This is a genomic window from Aliidiomarina iranensis (genome assembly GCF_003987135.1).
GTDB lineage: Bacteria > Pseudomonadota > Gammaproteobacteria > Enterobacterales > Alteromonadaceae > Aliidiomarina > Aliidiomarina iranensis.
Window position 1 is genome coordinate 87,536 of record NZ_PIPJ01000005.1, and the last position, 16,117, is coordinate 103,652.

The following is a 16,117-nucleotide window of genomic DNA, read 5'->3' on the forward strand; positions in this document are numbered from 1 at the left end:
AACCATGATGAGCTTTTGTTTGCCTAACGCAGGTTAACTTTTCGTGTTATCGGCGTTGGAATCTTCGTCTTTTTGCTCTTCACTGAGATCATCATCATGTTGCGCCAGATCCCAAGGTAAACTGCCTGGCGAATGATGGATGAAGTGCAAATAATTTTCGAACTGATTGAGCACATCGTTAATGATATCGGCTTTCTCAAAGCCATAGATATCGTATGATTGGCCACCTTGGCGTAAGAATACTTCAGCGCGATAATACTCGTCAGTTTCTTTTTTGCCTTTTTTTGCTACCGCAAAATCAGGACGGGCATAAGCGCGAATACGAATTTCATAAGTGAAATCGATTTCATTCTTATCCACATGCAGAATAACGCGCACTGGATCATCTTCAGTAATCACTTCAGCTTGCCATTTTTGGCTCGTTAGCTCCGTGCATACCTCATCTAAGCATTCCTTACCGGTTTCCCGAATAAAGGTTTCCACTTGGGTAACGCCAGGAAAATCAACCAAACCCGCCAAACGCGTTTTCCAGTAGTTAGCGCCGGCATGCACGCCGCGGCGGTGCATTTGCGTATGGCTTCGTAAACTACTGTATTGATGACCTTCAATCACCAATGCGCGCCAGAGGCCAACTGCTGCTATAAGCATAATAATCGCGAAGGGCAACGCACTGGTTATTGCTGCGGTTTGTAATGCACTTAAACCGCCCGCAAGTAACAGCACCGCAGCCACAACACCCTCTGAACTTGCCCAGAAAACACGCTGCCACACTGGCGTATTCGAATTTCCGCCCGAAGCCAGAGAATCAATTACCAGTGAACCGGAATCTGAAGAGGTGACAAAGAATGTCATGATAAGAATCACGGTTACAAATGAAAGCATGCTGGTGAGCGGTAAATTCTCATACAGCTTGAACAAGGCTATTGCCTGATTATTTTGCACCTCGCCAATTAGGCTTTCATAACCTTCAACCATAATCATGTGCAATGCAGTATCGCCGAAAACAGCAAACCAGAAAAAGGTAAAGATAGTAGGTACTAACATAACACCCACTACGAATTGGCGAATGGTTCGGCCTCGGCTAATTTTAGCGATAAATAAGCCAACAAAGGGCGCCCAAGCTATGGTCCAACCAAAGATGAAGAGTGTCCAGTTACCAATCCAATCGCTGCGGCTGTATGCCTGAAGGTTGAATGTTCGTTCTACGATGTAGTTAAGGTAACTACCGGTGTTTTGCAAGAAAGTTTCGAGTATGTGTACGGTTGGGCCGGCAAAGAATACGAAAAGTAGCAGGAACATCACTAAGCTCATATTCAAGATAGAAAGGCGTTTAATGCCTTTATCTAGGCCTGCCACTACCGAAGCTATCGCCATCAGGGTGATCACAAAAATTACCACTATTTGCACAATATTATTTACGGGGATGTCCTCCCATAAATAATTCAGGCCGGTATTAATCTGAATAACTGAGAGCCCCAAAGTAGTAGCTATACCGAACATGGTGCCAAGAATGGCAAAGGTATCAACCGCATGGCCGGCTGGACCATGAATTTTCTCGCCAATTAATGGGTAAAGTGTTGATCGCATGGAAAGGGGCAATCCGTGGCGAAACGAAAAATAGGCTAACACTAGGCCCACTAAGCCGTATATGGCCCAAATGTGGAAGCCCCAGTGGAAATAGGATATCTGCATTGCTTGCTTTGCCGCATCAACGGTAAGTGCCGCACCTTGCGGTGGGCTTGCATAATGCAATACGGGTTCAGATACGCCGAAAAATAGTAGAGCAATACCGTAACCTGCGGAAAACAACATAGCGAACCAAGAAAGAAAGCTATATTCTGGCTCAGCATGATCAGGGCCTAACTTGATTCGGCCCCACTTGGAAACGGCGATCACCACAATAAACATTAAAAAGAGAGCAACGGCTAACATATAGAACCAACCGAAATCTTCGGTTATTTTAGCCAAGGTGGCAGAGAAGAACTCGCCAGCGAGTTCTGGGTTGGCAAGGGTGCCGAGAACCAGAAGGGTGATAACCGCCACCGCGGGAATGAACACTGGCAGCAACAGCCCTGAGCGCCAGCGCGATTCTTTCAATGTGCTCATACAGAATCTCCTTTTGAAGGTGCGAAATCCGAACCTTTAGCCTACTTAGGCTAGCATTCGTAGCAGAAAAGACAAGTTGGCTAAAATTCAGCCAGCTTAAAAAAGATAGAAAATACAATATTTTCGAATTCAGGTTACACTTACAACACTTGCCTTTTTATAGGATTAGCGCATGGCTATTGCTACCAGAATTTCCGCAAAAATTAAATTTTCCATAGAACGCATGCTCGGCGGCGGTGCTCTGCTGCAGTTGCTTTTAGCCTGGGGCATTGTGGTGCTTGTAGCTATCACAGGAGGTTTGTTGGCTTTCTACCTGAGCCGTGGCGAAGCCGATTTAAGTGAGGAGTTTTGGTGGAGCTTTTTACGGCTTACAGATCCCGGCTATCTAGGTGATGATCAAGGGTTATTGCGGCGAGTGATATCAACCTTACTCACGGTGGCAGGTTATGTATTGTTTATGGGTACCCTAGTTGCCATCATGACGCAGTGGTTGTTCCGGCAAATGCGGCACTTCGAGCTGGGCCAAACCCCAGTTAATTTTCGCAACCATACGGTTTTACTGGGCTGGAACTCGCGCACACTGCCTGTACTTAATGAGCTGATTAATCCTATTATTCCTGAGCAATACGTAAATAAAATTGCCATTCTTGCGGAAGATATTACCCAAGGGCCATCAGAAGAATTACATGGAGAGCCACTTTCTCGTCGGGATCGCCGCCGTATTGTGCTGCGTTCAGGGTCAATTCTTAACCCTGAACACCTAGAGCGCGTAGCAATTGCTGATGCAAGAACGGTAATCATTCCTTCTCGGAGTAACTCTGCGGAGCAAACCCTGAGCGCTGATACGGATGTGATTAAAGTATTACTTTCGTTGCAAACGGAACATGCGAGTGGCAAAGCACCGCGAGTAGTTGCAGAACTGCAAGATGCCCGCAAAGTACCCATTGCGCTGCACACCTATCAGGGTGACTTGCAGGTGATTGCTAGTGATTTGATTATCGCTCGTATTCTGAAACGAAGCACTTTGTATCCCGGGTTATCTGGGGCTGTGAATGCGTTGCTGATTGATCCAGAGCAGGCACAGTTTATGCCAGAATCGGCCGACGCCTTTGTGGGTAAACAATGGAAACAAGTTTTTGCTGGCGCACAAAAAGCTACACCTTGCGGGATTTTAAGAGCACAACCGGGTAAACGTGCGGGCACAACTGAAACCATACTTGCGCCTTCTGGCGAGTTTACTATCGAAGCGGGTGATGAGATTTTATATTTAGCGAGTAGCCATGCGGATGCGCAAGAGCACAACCGGCCCTCAACGCATAGGCCGATGCAGGTAAGTGAGCGCTTAGTAACGCCGGTTCGGGCATTGAAACGTAGGGTTTTAATTTTAGGCTGGAATAATCGCGTAACCACATTACTTGATGAAATGGCGAAAGATGATCGCACGAAATACTATGTTACGAATGTTTCCTCGGCAACGGTGGAAGAGCGCCAACAACTGTTCAATGAGCGTTGGCCGGGAAACACGAAACAGCTAGAAATACATTGGCAACAGGCCGATTACACCGCTGAATCGGTAATGATGGCGTTAAAGCCGCAAGATTTTGATTCGGTAATGCTGTTTAGTAGTGATCGTTTAGGCTCTGGCGAAGAAGCTGATGCACGAAGCATAGTGGCGTTTATGCTGTTAGATTATCTATTGGCACAGGGCAAGCATGCAACTCGGCCTCATATCATGGTGGAGCTACATGATCCGAGCAACGCTGCCTACGTAAACCACAGCAATAATGAAGTTTTGGTAAGCTCAGTGGTGGTGAGCCACGTGTTGGCGCAGGTGGCAGTGTACCCGCAATTGCGGGTGGTATACGAACAATTATTAAGTGCTGATGGCGCGAGGATGGCCTTACGGTTCTTGCCAGAAAAGTTGCAACGCACAATATCCGTTGCCGAGTTGCGTGAGTATGCCTTTGCGGAGCGGTCGGTGCTGTTAGGCTATCAAGAGGCCGGTGATAAAGCGGTGTTGAACCCTTCGGTGAAAACACAGATTAAAGCATCGGCAAAAACACAATTGATTGTTTTACAAGGTGTGTAGTGGCGAGCATAAAAAATGGCCGGCAAAAGCCGACCATTTAACAATTCGTGTTTACACTGCACGGTTGCGGTGAGCAACCTAATTACGCAGGAGTTACGTTCTCAGCCTGTGGGCCTTTTTGGCCTTGGGTGATAGTAAACTGAACTTTCTGACCTTCGGTTAAGGTGCGGAAACCATCGCCGGTGATTGCAGAGAAGTGAACGAATACATCAGGACCGCCTTCGCGCTCAAGAAAACCAAAGCCTTTAGATTCATTGAACCATTTAACGGTACCAGTAACAGTATCAGACATAATCTTTCCTAACTTACATAGATATTTAAAACGACTGGCTTAAGCCAGCAGAACTAGTGCTTAAAGCAGCAGAGATATTAGAGCAGGGGACGAGCGCTTCCGAGGAGGTTTCGTTCAATCTGAGCAAACACTTGCTGTTAATCAAGCCTTTTCAGTATATATGGGATGTTTTCCCCTTGCCAATTTTTTTGGCGTTTATTTTATATTCGATTTTCATCTCAACAGTGGCGCGGCAAAAACGTTATACTTTAACAGTATGAGTATTTAACTAAAGGGCTAGCAGTTCACTTTATATCTGATCTCAGGCTGGGCTTTTGGCGTTTTGTGTATGCATTGTGAGTGATTAAAAAAGGAAGTATTAGATGACATCGAGGGTAATTGAGCGACAAACTGAGATGATTGGAAATACTGATTTATTAAAAATCCAATCGTTATCCAAGCTTGCGGGGTCTGATATTTACGTAAAGTGTGAATATCAAAATCCGGGCGGCTCGATTAAAGATCGGGCCGCCTTACAGCTCGTTGAAGACGCCATTGCCGCCGGCGAATTGCGCCCTGGTATGAGCATTGTAGAAGGCACCGCAGGCAATACCGGAATTGGTTTGGCGGTAGTAGCAAAAGCCTTGGGTTACGATCTTTTGGTGGTGATGCCAAATGATCAAACCCCAGAGAAAACCAAAATGATTGAGCTGCATGGCGCGCGATTGCAGGCAATACCGCCGGTACCATTTAAAAACCCCGAGCATTTTTATCACACAGCCCGACGTATAGCGGAAGAAAATGAAAACTTTTGGTGGGCGAATCAATTTGAAAACACCAGTAATATGCGCGCTCACTATTTGCATACGGGCCCGGAAATTTGGCAACAAACAGAGGGTAAAATTGATGTGCTAGTTTCTGTTTCTGGCACTGGCGGCACAATCGGTGGCAACTCTCGTTATTTAAAAGAGCAAAATCCAGATATTGAGGTTTGGCTGGCGGATCCTGATGGCTCAGGAAGTTTTGAGTTTTTACGCAGTGGTGAATATAAATCAAGTGGCGGTTCCATGACGGAAGGCATTGGCATCATGCGTTTGGTGGAGAACTTTCGGCAAGCAAAGATAGATTATGCAGTAAATCTCCCAGACCAAGATTTAGTAACCATTGCAAACTATGTTCGCCAACAAGAGGGAATTGTTCTGGGCAGCAGTTCTGCGTTGAATGTAGCCGCCGCATTCTTTGCGGCGTTGCACCGAGAGCCCGGCAAAACCATTGTTACTTTTGCGTGTGATTTGGGCGAGCGGAGTGGATCGAAATTGTACAACCCGGAATATTTACAGCAGCGCGAACTTAAAACAACAGCGGAGCCCATCGAGGCGCTGATAAAACGTTACCAGCAAAGCGCCGATCGGATTTTAAAAGTAGAGCGAGAGTACTGGTTAGATTAAAAAAGGGGTGCAAGAGCACCCCTTATCTATTTATTTAGCAGCCGATGCTCTTACCGCAATGCGGCTTCAAGAATTTTTCGGCTTACTTCTGGTGTAACGTCTTTATTTTCGCCTAGTTTCACCATGCCATGAGATTCGAGCTGCTTGATTATGGTATCGATTACCGAAGATTCTAAATCATAATCTTCGATTCGCGTACCAGCGCCTAAGTTACGGAAAAACTCCTCGGTTTTGGCAATTGCGGCATCTGCTTTTTCTTCATCAGAGCCCGTAGTAATTCCCCACACGCGTTCAGCGTATTGTGCCAGCTTTGCGAGTTTATCGGCTTTTCTTACCCGTAGGTTTGCAGGTAATACAACTGCCAATGTTTGTGCATGATCGAGGCCATACAAGGCTGTTAACTCGTGGCCAATCATGTGGGTAGACCAATCCTGGGGAACACCCACACCTATCAACCCGTTTAAGGCCATGGTGGCACACCACATTACGTTGGAGCGAATCTCATAATTTTCCGGTTGTGCTAAAGCTTCTGGGCCGATATCGATCAGTGTTTGTAAAATGCCCTCGGCCAAACGGTCTTGTAAATGCGCACCTACAGGATAGGTAAGGTACTGTTCCATTACGTGCGTAAATGGGTCGATTACGCCATTAATAACTTGGCGAATTGGTAACGTATAGGTTGTAGTTGGATCCAATACAGAAAACTTTGGAAACACTAACGGGCTGCCAAACGGCAGTTTAGCTTTGTACTCGGCTCGAGTGACTACGGAGCCACTATTCATTTCCGAGCCGGTGGCTGGCAGGGTGAGCACACTTCCAAAATCAATGGCCGATTCAATGCCTTTACCACCCTTGGTTAAAATCTCCCACCGATCGCCAGAAAAATTAGCTGCAGCAGCGATAAACTTAACCCCATCGATCACTGAACCACCGCCGGCAGCGAGAATGAAATCAACCTTGTGCTCATTTACCTCATCGGCGGCACGGCAAAGTGTTTCGAATTCAGGGTTCGCTTCAATGCCGGAAAATTCACAAACGATTCGGTTCCCTACCGCATCCATGATTTGCTGGTAAACTCCGTTTTTCTTAATGCTGCCGCCACCGTAGGCTAGCATTACCCGTGCGTTTTCTGGGATTTCTTGGCTGATATTGGCAATTTGCCCTTCGCCGAATAGAATTTTGGTCGGGTTGTAAAAGCTGAAATTATTCATCAGTGCTCCAATGCTGCAAATGAGTGGATTATTAAGATAGAAGATACGCAGTATTTTCTGCAATTGATCAGGGTAAATATACTGGGGAAATGTGCACCAGTTCATCCATGATGAATACGCTTAACGAACAAGCTTACAATGCAAAAACCGTGCAAAAACTGTGCAAAAACCAATGCAACAACACTAAAGTGAAGCGCATCACGTAATTACAGCAGTGAAACTCTGCGTTTAGTGTCTTGTATCTACACCCTATTCATGAGGCTATTGCGGGCAAGATTCAAGGGTCATCTGCAAACGATAGCCATCTGTGCCATCGGAATAGTAAGCAGGCAAAACATCGATTACTTCAAAACCAAGTTGCCGATACAATTCAATAGCGCCTTTATTATCGCACTTCACTTCAAGCGATAGCGCGCTCGCAGCCGCTGCTTTGGCGTTTTCCATTACCGCTAGCATTAAGGCTTTACCGATTCCTTTACCACGAGCGTGAGGTGCGATGGCAATCGAATATATACGCCACTTTCGGCTATTTTTTCGGGTTAATATAATAGCGTAACCGATAATCTCGCTATTTATTTCAGCGCACCACAGCAGCGAACTTTTTTGCTTCAACAGGTGCATGAACGAGCGCAGGCCGATTTGATCGTAATTAAAGGAAGCATTTTCAAGTGCCACCAGCGCGCTCAAATCATTGCTTTGGGCGCGCCGAATATTAACCGTCATGGTTGAACCTCAATCTTCAATACGGCGGAGAAAATCATCCATGATGATGCGATACAGTTCATCACCTAGATAACCATCTTCAACACCACTATCGATCGAGGGGTTATCGTTAATTTCGATGATAACAGGGCCGTTTACCGTTTCTTTGATATCCACACCGTACAAGCCATCACCCACGAGCCGCGTTGCTTGCAGCGCAACTTTAACTACTTCTTTGGGCACCTGATGAACACCAAAACTTTCAAAACCACCACTCTTGCCGCGTGATGTTTCGCTACTATGGTTATAAATCTGCCAATGATTACGAGCCATGAGGTATTTACATGCGTAAATCACACGGTTATTGATTACGCCAATACGCCAATCAAAATCAGTAGGCAAGAACTCCTGCACAAGTAAAATGGTTGATGTTTGGAAAAGCTCTTCTGCTACTTTTTTAAATTCATCATCATTACGAGCTTTTTCTACACCGATAGAAAATGAGCCATCGGGAATTTTTAAAACCACAGGGTAGCCGAAGCGTTGGCCAATCGCTGCATAATCGATGTTATCACCCATCACTAAGAGTTCTGTGCGAGGCCGCGGGATTTTGTTTTTTTCCAGCATTTCGTTCAGAAACACTTTATTCGCACAGCGTAAAATTGAATCTGGATGATCGATAACTACCAAGCCATTGGCTTCTGCTTTTTTAGCAAAATGATAGGTATAGTGATTTATTCGGGTGGTTTCACGAATAAATAAGGCATCGAACTCTAGCAAACGGTTAAAATCGGCAGCAGTGATGAGCTCGGCATCAATATCATTATCACGGGCCGCACGAATAAACTTTTGCAGTGCTTTTTTGTCGCTTGTGGGTATGCGTTCATTGGGGTCGTGTAATATGGCTAAATCATAGCGATATTCTTTGCGGCTCCGCGCTTTCCGCCAAACCCGCTTAGAGAAATATTCGAGCGATTCACCAAAGAGTGTTTGTTCATCATCATTTAGATCCGAAAGGGCTCGATTACGTATTGCATTCAAATGCCAGCGGCCCTCGAAGGAAAATTCAACTTCAAGTAAAGGGCAGGGGTAGGCCTCAAAGGTATGGCGCGCTAGATCTTCCAGCTCCGGATAGGCAGTACGGCCAAAGCATAAAAGCAAACGTACGTGTTTTGGATTCTCGGGTTGATATTGAGCTACGAATCGATTTAAAACTTTCGTGTTATCACTAAGAAAAAGTTGATAATGGGATAGATTCGCGAGATCGTTTATCGCCGAAACCGAAGGTAATGCACGCTGCCCTCGGGCCTCGGCGAGTAAGCTTACATAATAGCCAGTGGAAAGATAACTAAGATCGCCACACAGGTTTATGATAGGGCCATGATGTTTACCGGCTCGCTGAATATAATCAGCCGCACTGATAATAGATTGACTCGGATGATAGGGCTGCCAATCAGCAATATCATCAATAATAATTAGGGGTGCATTGTGCATTATTGTACCTTGTACTGGGTTACCAAACGCCGTGTTTGTTGCGGCGATTTATCGCTGAAAACTGCGTTATTAGCAAGCGCTTTATAAGGAATATTTTTCATGAAATTTCAAGGCTCTAAGAATTTCAGCCATGGCCAAGTTGGAAAAATTGGCGTGCTCCTTACTAATCTTGGCACACCAGATGCGGCAACGCCAAAAGCATTGCGTAAATATTTAGCTGAATTCCTCTCAGATCCCCGTGTTGTGGAAGTACCGCGGTTAATTTGGAAAGTGATTTTACATGGCGTGATTTTACGTATTCGCCCTCGCCGTTCTGCCGAAGCTTACAGCACTGTATGGACAGAACAAGGTTCGCCGCTGTTATTCCACACGCAAGCACAAACCGATGGGGTGCGCGCAGAATTAAAGAAAATTTACGGCGATGACATCGTTGTAGAATTCGGCATGCGTTATGGTAACCCTTCAATTCGCAGTGCGATAGATAAGCTCCTTGAACAAGGCGTACGTAAGCTAGTGGTATTGCCGCTGTACCCGCAATATTCGGCTTCAACGAGTGCTTCAACCTTCGATGCGATTAGCCATGATTTTACTCGCCGCCGTTGGTTGCCCGATTTCCGTTTTATTAGCCATTACCATGATGATGCGAATTACATTCAAGCAGTTGCCGATAAAATACGTGCGCATTGGGAAACTAATGGCCGCGCGGATAAATTAGTGTTTTCCTATCACGGTGTGCCGAAAAAGTATTTAGATCGGGGCGATCCCTATCATTGTGAGTGTCATAAAACCACACGTTTAGTAGCGGAAAATTTAGGCCTAGAAAAAAATGAATACATGACAACGTTCCAATCTCGCTTTGGCCGTGAAGAGTGGCTGCAGCCCTACACGGACATGACTTTGAAAGGTCTGCCTGAGCAAGGCGTGAAATCATTGCAAGTAGTTTGCCCTGGCTTCTCTTCTGATTGTCTAGAAACTATCGAAGAAATCGGTGAGGAAAACTGCGAGTACTTCATGGAAAGTGGTGGTGAGCGTTTTGAATATATTCCTTGCTTGAATTCGGATGATCAGCATATTCAGGCCCTGAGCGCTTTGTTACAAGAGAATCTGCACGGCTGGCATGCAGGCACTTCTGAAAAAAGTGCGCAAACAGCGAAGCTAGCAAAAGAACTCGGTGCTAAGCTGTAAAGGATGAAGCGTAAGAGATCAAAGGAGCGGATAAATGATTACGTTATTAGCAAAGTTATTAAAGGCGTTGAATGCTGAAACCAGCCCATGGGCTTTGGCTTGGGCATTTGTTTTAGGCATGTTTATTGGGCTTACCCCTCTATTTAGTTTGCATAACTTACTTATTTTATTCTTAGCGCTTTCCCTACGTATAAATTTCGCTGGGTTCTTGGTGTCTTTCGCGGTTTTTTCCGGTATCGCTTATCTTGTGGATCCGGTTTTCGATTACTTGGGCGAAGCTATTCTCCAAGCTGACGCTTTGCAGGGCCTTTGGGTAGGCTTGTATGAGAGCCCGCTCGCCCGATTGCTGCAATATAATCATACGATCACTATGGGCAGCGTAGTTTTTGCCATACTGTTTGCTGTGCCTTGGCTCTTTATTAGTTACCACTTAATCGTGGCTTACCGGGGAAGAGTAAAGGCTTGGTTTGATCGGTTGCGTTTTGTGCAAGTTATCAAAGGTACAAAGTTCTTCATGGTGTATCAACGAGTGAGCGGATTACGCGGAGGCTCACTATGAAAAATATTATTCGTTGGCCGGGCCTGATTACCTTTGTTGTAGTGGTTGGCTTGTTAGCTTTAATCATCCGCACTTTTGCAGGGCCAATAGTAAAATCTGGCCTTGAGTTTGGTTTAACGCGAGCCAATGGCGCTGAGGTAAATATTGCCAGTGTGGATATTAATTGGCAGCCCTTTGCCGTTCGTATGGAAGGTATTCAGTTTACTAACCCTGAGCAGCCTGAACAGAATCGGGTGCAGGCTGAGAGCGCGGCTGCAGAGCTGTATTTCTGGGATGCTGTAATTGGCCGTATTCACATTACTGACCTGCGGATGACAGGCATCGCTATGGGGGTTACTCGGGATCGGCCAGGTAAGGTGCGAGCCGATTATAAAGCTGAGCGTGAGCCGCGCGATTGGCGGCAAACTTTAGCTGATTTGAATATCGATATACCTTCAGTGGACCAAATTCTGGAGCGCAGCGAAATTCGAACGCCAATATTGATTGAGCAAATTGAAGAGAACTTCCGCCGCCAACGCTCAGCTGTTGAAACAGCGAAGGAGAATTTGCCTGAGCGTGAAACTATCGATGAATACAAAGCGCGCTTAGAGGCGATCACCGAAACGCGACCGCGCAATCTAGAAGATTTGGCGAGGTTACGCCAAGATTTGGAAAGCTTGCGTGATGATATGAGAGCCGATCGTGATGCGGTTCGGGCATTTGTAGATGCTTCCGAGCAAGCTGTTGAAGTGATTCGAACTGATTTAGATGAATTGCGTGCTGCACCGGGCCAAGATATCGCTCGCGTTCGTTCGCTGATAAGTTTAGAACCCGATAGTCTAACCGAAGTGAGTGGCATTTTATTTGGGCCTGTGGTGGAGCAGTGGAGCAATTATGCGTTCATGGCGTTTGATTTTCTCGGACCAATGCTCAGCCGATCTGAGGAAGAGGTTCGCCCCAGCCGTTGGGAGGGGCGTTATATTGATTTTGATCGCCAACAACGCCCGGTATTTTTGATTGAGCAGGCACTAACTGACATTCAATTCGCCGGAACTCACGTGGGTGTGGAGTGGCAGAATCTTACTTGGCAGCACGATCGCATCGGTGGTGTGCCTTCAACCTACAACCTTGCGGCATCAGCTTCTGAGTATTGGCAATCACTTAATTTAGATGGCCGTTTTACATTGAGTGATTTAGCTGGTTTTGCCGGCAGCCAAAGTTGGCAGGTGCGTGGTGTTAACCTTACCGAGCAGCCTTTATTTTCCCAGAGTGAAGTAGCGGCCGAACTCCTTGGCGCTGTGCTCAATTCGCAAGGGGAAATAGGCGTTGAAGCTGGGCAACTAAGTGGTGGAGGCGTGCTTAACTTGCAAGAGGTTGCCGTACAGTTACAAGGCGAAAACCGCTGGGCAGAAATTTTAGGCGATGTACTTGCCGGTATTACCGCCTTTGATTTAAATGTTGGCGTATCCGGTGCAATGCAAGCACCGAGCTTGAGTATTCGTTCTGATCTAGATCGGCAGTTGCAACAGGGCTTAACCAATGCCTTGCGAGCAGAAGCCGATAGTAAATTAGGCACACTTCGGGAAGATTTAAACCAGCGAGTACAAGAGGCAACAGCACAGTGGGATCCGCGTTTGCAAGAATTAGTAGGCGAGCTCGCCGGCGCTCGCGAGCAGAATGCAACCATTGAAGACCTATTTTCCGTTGAACCGGATGATTTACAACTCGGTGATATACTCAGAGATCGCTTGCGAGAATCACTGTTTGATCGGCTCGGTGGTAATTGAGGTGCAATGTTAGCGTTTATCGGCCTGACTTGGTTTAGCATTGCGCACTCCGTTGCCAATCCAGTTGCCAACCGAATAAATTATCTCCAACTAAAAGAGTGGCTTTTCTAAGCCGCTTTTTTTATCTATGTTCTTTAAATACGGTTAACGACCAATGATAGCGAATTGCGCCAAAGCGCAGTGTCAGGGTTGTTAGCATTGCAGCTATCATGGCGATACTTTGGTTAATATCGTAGAGGAGCACGAAAATTAGCGCGCCGGCAATACAGGTTGTGGCATATAGCTCACTTTTTAGCACCATGGGAATATCCCGAGCCATTACATCACGTAAAAGGCCGCCAAATACAGCTGTCATAGTACCCAAAATGATCGCAACCATCGGGCTTACATCGGCTTGCAAAGCTTTTTCAGTGCCAAGAACAGTGAAAAATGCGATTCCCAAGGCATCGGCGAACAATAATCGGTTCAGTGGAATATAAGCTTTGAATCGCAGCCAAATTATGGTGCAAAGGGCGGTTGCGCCGATCACAATGAAATAAGTTGGATCATGCAGCCAAAATACTGGGGCATCGAGAATGAGGTCACGCGTTGTGCCGCCTCCTATCGCGGTTACCGAGGCAAGAACCACAACACCAAAACCATCCATTTGTTTACGAAACGCCAGCAAAGTGCCGGCTACGGCAAAAACTGCAACACCGAGCAAATCGGCAATGTAAAACGATAATTCCATCTAAATTCAACTCCCAGTGGCACGCGTTAGAGCCCTATAACGTTTAAATCAGCGCAAGAAACGTAGTAAAAGCGATTAATCACAGCTAAGAATATAATAAAACACACACTTCAGGTTGTTTTCGAGAAAAAATGACCATATATAAGCTCAAAGGAAATGCCACAGTAGTGTTTTACCTCACTTGCATGCGATACCCCGTGTGAATGATACGATATCTGTGGGTTGCGAACGTTTCGCTTCGGCCCTCGTTCAGTTACAATACAGCGTTAATTTATCCCCAAAACTGAGAATACCACTTTAAGGTATTGATTCTAAATATAAAGAGGAAGAGTTATGGATTTTCTAATTGCCAATGCTTATGCCCAACAAGCCGGCCAAGAAGGCGGAACTGCATCGCTAGTAATCATGTTGCTTTTATTTGGTTTGATTTTCTACTTTTTAATTTATCGCCCGCAAGCGAAACGCGTAAAAGAGCACAAGTCCTTAGTATCCTCTCTTGCGAAAACTGATGAAGTATTACTACAAGGCGGCTTGATCGGTAAGATCGTAAAAGTGGCTGAAGATAATGATTTCATGGTAATCGCGCTCACGGAAGGCGTTGAAGTAACTGTGCAGAAGAGCGCGGTTGCAGCGGTGTTGCCGAAGGGCACCATTAAAACACTTTAATCGATTCAATCTTGTAAGGACGGACTTGTGTTAAACAGATATCCGTTGTGGAAAAACTTGGTGATCATGTTTGTCGTGCTGTTTGCCGGCTTGTATGCGTTACCAAATATTTACGGTGAAGATTACGCCGTACAGATCTCTGCAACTCGAAGTGGTGAAGTTACGCTTGATACCCTTGCCCAAGTAGAGCGAACGCTCGAGCAGGGTGGCATTCAACCAATTGGCATAGAATACGAAAATAGCCAAATTTTGGTGCGGGTTGATTCTGATGACCAGCAGTTAGCGGCACGCGAGTTGCTAGTATCTGAGTTGGGAATTAACTATGTGGTGGCGCTTAACTTAGCGCCGGCAACGCCGAACTGGCTTGATGGTATCGGCGGTGAACCATTGAAGCTTGGTCTTGATCTCAGGGGCGGTGTTCATTTCTTAATGGAAGTGGACATGGAAGAAGCCTTGATGAAGATTCGCGAGCAAATGGTTACCACTGTTCGCGATCGTTTACGCGATGAGCGTGTTCGCTATCGCCGGGTTGAGGAATCAGGTAACGACGTTGTTATTGAGTTACGTAATTCTGAGGATTATCAGAGTGCTGTGAGCTTGTTGCGCAATCAATACGAAGGGTATGATTTCCGCACTGATAGCTCGCAAAACATGATCACTCTCGAGATGACCGAGCAGTACTTACAAGATACGCGTTCAAATGCAATTGAGCAAAACATCACCATTCTGCGCAACCGGGTAGATGAGTTAGGTGTTGCAGAGCCGGTAATTCAGCGCCAAGGGCAAGATCGGATTGTAGTTGAATTGCCAGGTATTCAAGATACCGCGCGGGCCAAGGAAATTTTGGGCGCTACGGCAACACTAGAGTTTAGATTCCAAGACACCGACAATGATTTACAAGATGCAATAGCTGGGCGAGTGCCCTTCGGTAGCCGCTTGTATGACATGCGTGGTGGTGGCCAAGTATTACTGCAAAATCGTGTAATCCTAACTGGCGATCACATTGTTGATGCAAGTGTTGGTTACGATGAGAGTAATCGTCCACAGGTAAATATATCACTCGATTCGGCAGGTGGCCGCTTAATGACTCAGGCAACCCGTGGCAATGTTGGGGAACCAATGGCTACGGTATTTATTGAGTTTATTGCCACTGGTGAAACCACCGATGAAGGCCGCATAGCCTTCGAGCGTGTGGAAGAGGTTGTGAGTGTTGCAACAATTCAAGCGGTACTAGGTAGTAACTTCCGCATTACGGGTGTTGGTTCAGCACAAGATGCACAGAACTTGGCATTGCTTCTGCGAGCAGGTGCGTTAATTGCGCCGATTCAAATTGTGGAAGAGCGCACAGTGGGGCCAAGCCTTGGTGCTGAAAACGTGAAGGCAGGCCTCACCGCTATTGTAGCCGGCTTCGTTTTAGTGCTGTTATTCATGGGGATCTACTATCGCGCGTTTGGCCTAGTTGCGAACCTAGCACTGTTAACCAACTTAGTGATGATTGTGGGCGTTATGTCGCTCGTGCCAGGTGCTACGCTAACTATGCCAGGTATGGCTGGTATCGTGCTTACAGTGGGTATGGCGGTTGATGCTAACGTGATTATCTTCGAGCGTATACGCGAAGAATTGCTTGAGGGTAGAAGCCCACAGCAAGCCATTGCGCGAGGCTACGAGAATGCGTTTTCAACCATTGCCGATGCAAATATAACCACGCTGATTACAGCGTTGATTCTATTTGCCGTAGGTACTGGTTCGATTAAAGGCTTCGCTGTCACACTCGCTATCGGTATCGTTACCTCCATGTTCACGGCGATTGCCGGAACGCGTGCTGTTATTAATCTAGTTTGGGGGCGCCAAAAACGCCTCACTAAATTATCGATATAAGGGGAACGAATC

At 46.2% G+C, this 16,117-nt stretch carries 13 protein-coding genes; 7 read left to right on the plus strand and 6 right to left on the minus strand.

The genetic code is table 11. The annotated features are described in order from the left end of the window. Positions 1 to 33 precede the first annotated feature (33 nt). The gene (locus tag CWE08_RS08090; protein ID WP_126767391.1) at positions 34 to 2,106 is read right to left on the minus strand and encodes a BCCT family transporter; all 2,073 of its coding nucleotides are present in this window, start codon (positions 2,104 to 2,106) and stop codon (positions 34 to 36) included. 172 nt (positions 2,107 to 2,278) lie between these two features. Between CWE08_RS08090 and CWE08_RS08095 the strand changes: the two genes are divergently transcribed. After that, a complete protein-coding gene (locus CWE08_RS08095; protein WP_126767392.1) occupies positions 2,279 to 4,195 on the plus strand; it encodes a TrkA-related ion transporter in 1,917 nt (638 codons plus the stop codon). Between the two features lie 82 nt (positions 4,196 to 4,277). On the opposite strand, the gene CWE08_RS08100 is transcribed toward CWE08_RS08095, so the two are convergent. Continuing rightward, positions 4,278 to 4,487: a cold-shock protein gene (locus tag CWE08_RS08100; protein WP_126767394.1), complete on the minus strand. Its 210-nt coding sequence runs from the start codon at positions 4,485 to 4,487 to the stop codon at positions 4,278 to 4,280. Between the two features lie 362 nt (positions 4,488 to 4,849). Between CWE08_RS08100 and CWE08_RS08105 the strand changes: the two genes are divergently transcribed. Further along, positions 4,850 to 5,914, plus strand: a complete 1,065-nt coding sequence (locus tag CWE08_RS08105; protein WP_126767395.1) for a cysteine synthase A — start codon at positions 4,850 to 4,852, stop codon at positions 5,912 to 5,914. Positions 5,915 to 5,964: 50 nt separating this feature from the next. On the opposite strand, the gene CWE08_RS08110 is transcribed toward CWE08_RS08105, so the two are convergent. From CWE08_RS08110 to CWE08_RS08120, 3 genes are all read right to left on the minus strand, one after another. Continuing rightward, positions 5,965 to 7,125 (minus strand): iron-containing alcohol dehydrogenase, encoded by a 1,161-nt coding sequence (locus tag CWE08_RS08110; RefSeq protein ID WP_126767397.1) that lies wholly within the window; start codon positions 7,123 to 7,125, stop codon positions 5,965 to 5,967. Between the two features lie 261 nt (positions 7,126 to 7,386). Continuing rightward, on the minus strand, positions 7,387 to 7,848 hold the full coding sequence (locus CWE08_RS08115) for a GNAT family N-acetyltransferase (RefSeq protein ID WP_126767398.1): 462 nt from the start codon (positions 7,846 to 7,848) through the stop codon (positions 7,387 to 7,389). Between the two features lie 9 nt (positions 7,849 to 7,857). Beyond that, positions 7,858 to 9,321, minus strand: coding sequence for a RimK family protein (locus tag CWE08_RS08120; RefSeq protein WP_126767400.1), 1,464 nt, complete (start codon positions 9,319 to 9,321; stop codon positions 7,858 to 7,860). Positions 9,322 to 9,420: 99 nt separating this feature from the next. Here CWE08_RS08120 and hemH point away from each other — a divergent pair, with 99 nt between their 5' ends. The 3 genes from hemH to CWE08_RS08135 are packed head-to-tail and all read left to right on the plus strand — an operon-like array spanning position 9,421 to position 12,831. Next, a complete protein-coding gene (hemH, locus tag CWE08_RS08125; RefSeq protein WP_126767401.1) occupies positions 9,421 to 10,506 on the plus strand; it encodes a ferrochelatase in 1,086 nt (361 codons plus the stop codon). Between the two features lie 34 nt (positions 10,507 to 10,540). Then, positions 10,541 to 11,065 carry a TIGR03546 family protein gene (locus CWE08_RS08130; protein ID WP_126767403.1) on the plus strand — a complete coding sequence of 175 codons (525 nt, stop codon included), beginning with the start codon at positions 10,541 to 10,543 and terminating at the stop codon, positions 11,063 to 11,065. Then, positions 11,062 to 12,831, plus strand: coding sequence for a TIGR03545 family protein (locus tag CWE08_RS08135; protein WP_126767404.1), 1,770 nt, complete (start codon positions 11,062 to 11,064; stop codon positions 12,829 to 12,831). Before CWE08_RS08130 ends, CWE08_RS08135 begins: the two co-directional genes overlap by 4 nt. A gap of 121 nt (positions 12,832 to 12,952) precedes the next feature. Here the strand turns inward: CWE08_RS08135 and CWE08_RS08140 are convergent, their stop codons facing one another. Continuing rightward, complete coding sequence (locus tag CWE08_RS08140; RefSeq protein WP_126767406.1) at positions 12,953 to 13,561, minus strand: trimeric intracellular cation channel family protein; 609 nt, start codon at positions 13,559 to 13,561, stop codon at positions 12,953 to 12,955. A gap of 333 nt (positions 13,562 to 13,894) precedes the next feature. Here CWE08_RS08140 and yajC point away from each other — a divergent pair, with 333 nt between their 5' ends. Then, positions 13,895 to 14,227 carry a preprotein translocase subunit YajC gene (gene yajC / locus CWE08_RS08145; RefSeq protein ID WP_126767407.1) on the plus strand — a complete coding sequence of 111 codons (333 nt, stop codon included), beginning with the start codon at positions 13,895 to 13,897 and terminating at the stop codon, positions 14,225 to 14,227. A gap of 27 nt (positions 14,228 to 14,254) precedes the next feature. Beyond that, the gene (gene secD / locus CWE08_RS08150; protein ID WP_126767409.1) at positions 14,255 to 16,105 is read left to right on the plus strand and encodes a protein translocase subunit SecD; all 1,851 of its coding nucleotides are present in this window, start codon (positions 14,255 to 14,257) and stop codon (positions 16,103 to 16,105) included. Positions 16,106 to 16,117: the final 12 nt, after the last annotated feature.

Bases quoted from the DNA above. Each gene is read 5' to 3' on its own strand.
- CWE08_RS08090 (WP_126767391.1), bottom strand. From the start codon at position 2,106: ATGAGCACATTGAAAGAATCGCGCTGGCGCTCAGGGCTGTTGCTGCCA.
- CWE08_RS08095 (WP_126767392.1), top strand. From the start codon at position 2,279: ATGGCTATTGCTACCAGAATTTCCGCAAAAATTAAATTTTCCATAGAA.
- CWE08_RS08100 (WP_126767394.1), bottom strand. From the start codon at position 4,487: ATGTCTGATACTGTTACTGGTACCGTTAAATGGTTCAATGAATCTAAA.
- CWE08_RS08105 (WP_126767395.1), top strand. From the start codon at position 4,850: ATGACATCGAGGGTAATTGAGCGACAAACTGAGATGATTGGAAATACT.
- CWE08_RS08110 (WP_126767397.1), bottom strand. From the start codon at position 7,125: ATGAATAATTTCAGCTTTTACAACCCGACCAAAATTCTATTCGGCGAA.
- CWE08_RS08115 (WP_126767398.1), bottom strand. From the start codon at position 7,848: ATGACGGTTAATATTCGGCGCGCCCAAAGCAATGATTTGAGCGCGCTG.
- CWE08_RS08120 (WP_126767400.1), bottom strand. From the start codon at position 9,321: ATGCACAATGCACCCCTAATTATTATTGATGATATTGCTGATTGGCAG.
- hemH (WP_126767401.1), top strand. From the start codon at position 9,421: ATGAAATTTCAAGGCTCTAAGAATTTCAGCCATGGCCAAGTTGGAAAA.
- CWE08_RS08130 (WP_126767403.1), top strand. From the start codon at position 10,541: ATGATTACGTTATTAGCAAAGTTATTAAAGGCGTTGAATGCTGAAACC.
- CWE08_RS08135 (WP_126767404.1), top strand. From the start codon at position 11,062: ATGAAAAATATTATTCGTTGGCCGGGCCTGATTACCTTTGTTGTAGTG.
- CWE08_RS08140 (WP_126767406.1), bottom strand. From the start codon at position 13,561: ATGGAATTATCGTTTTACATTGCCGATTTGCTCGGTGTTGCAGTTTTT.
- yajC (WP_126767407.1), top strand. From the start codon at position 13,895: ATGGATTTTCTAATTGCCAATGCTTATGCCCAACAAGCCGGCCAAGAA.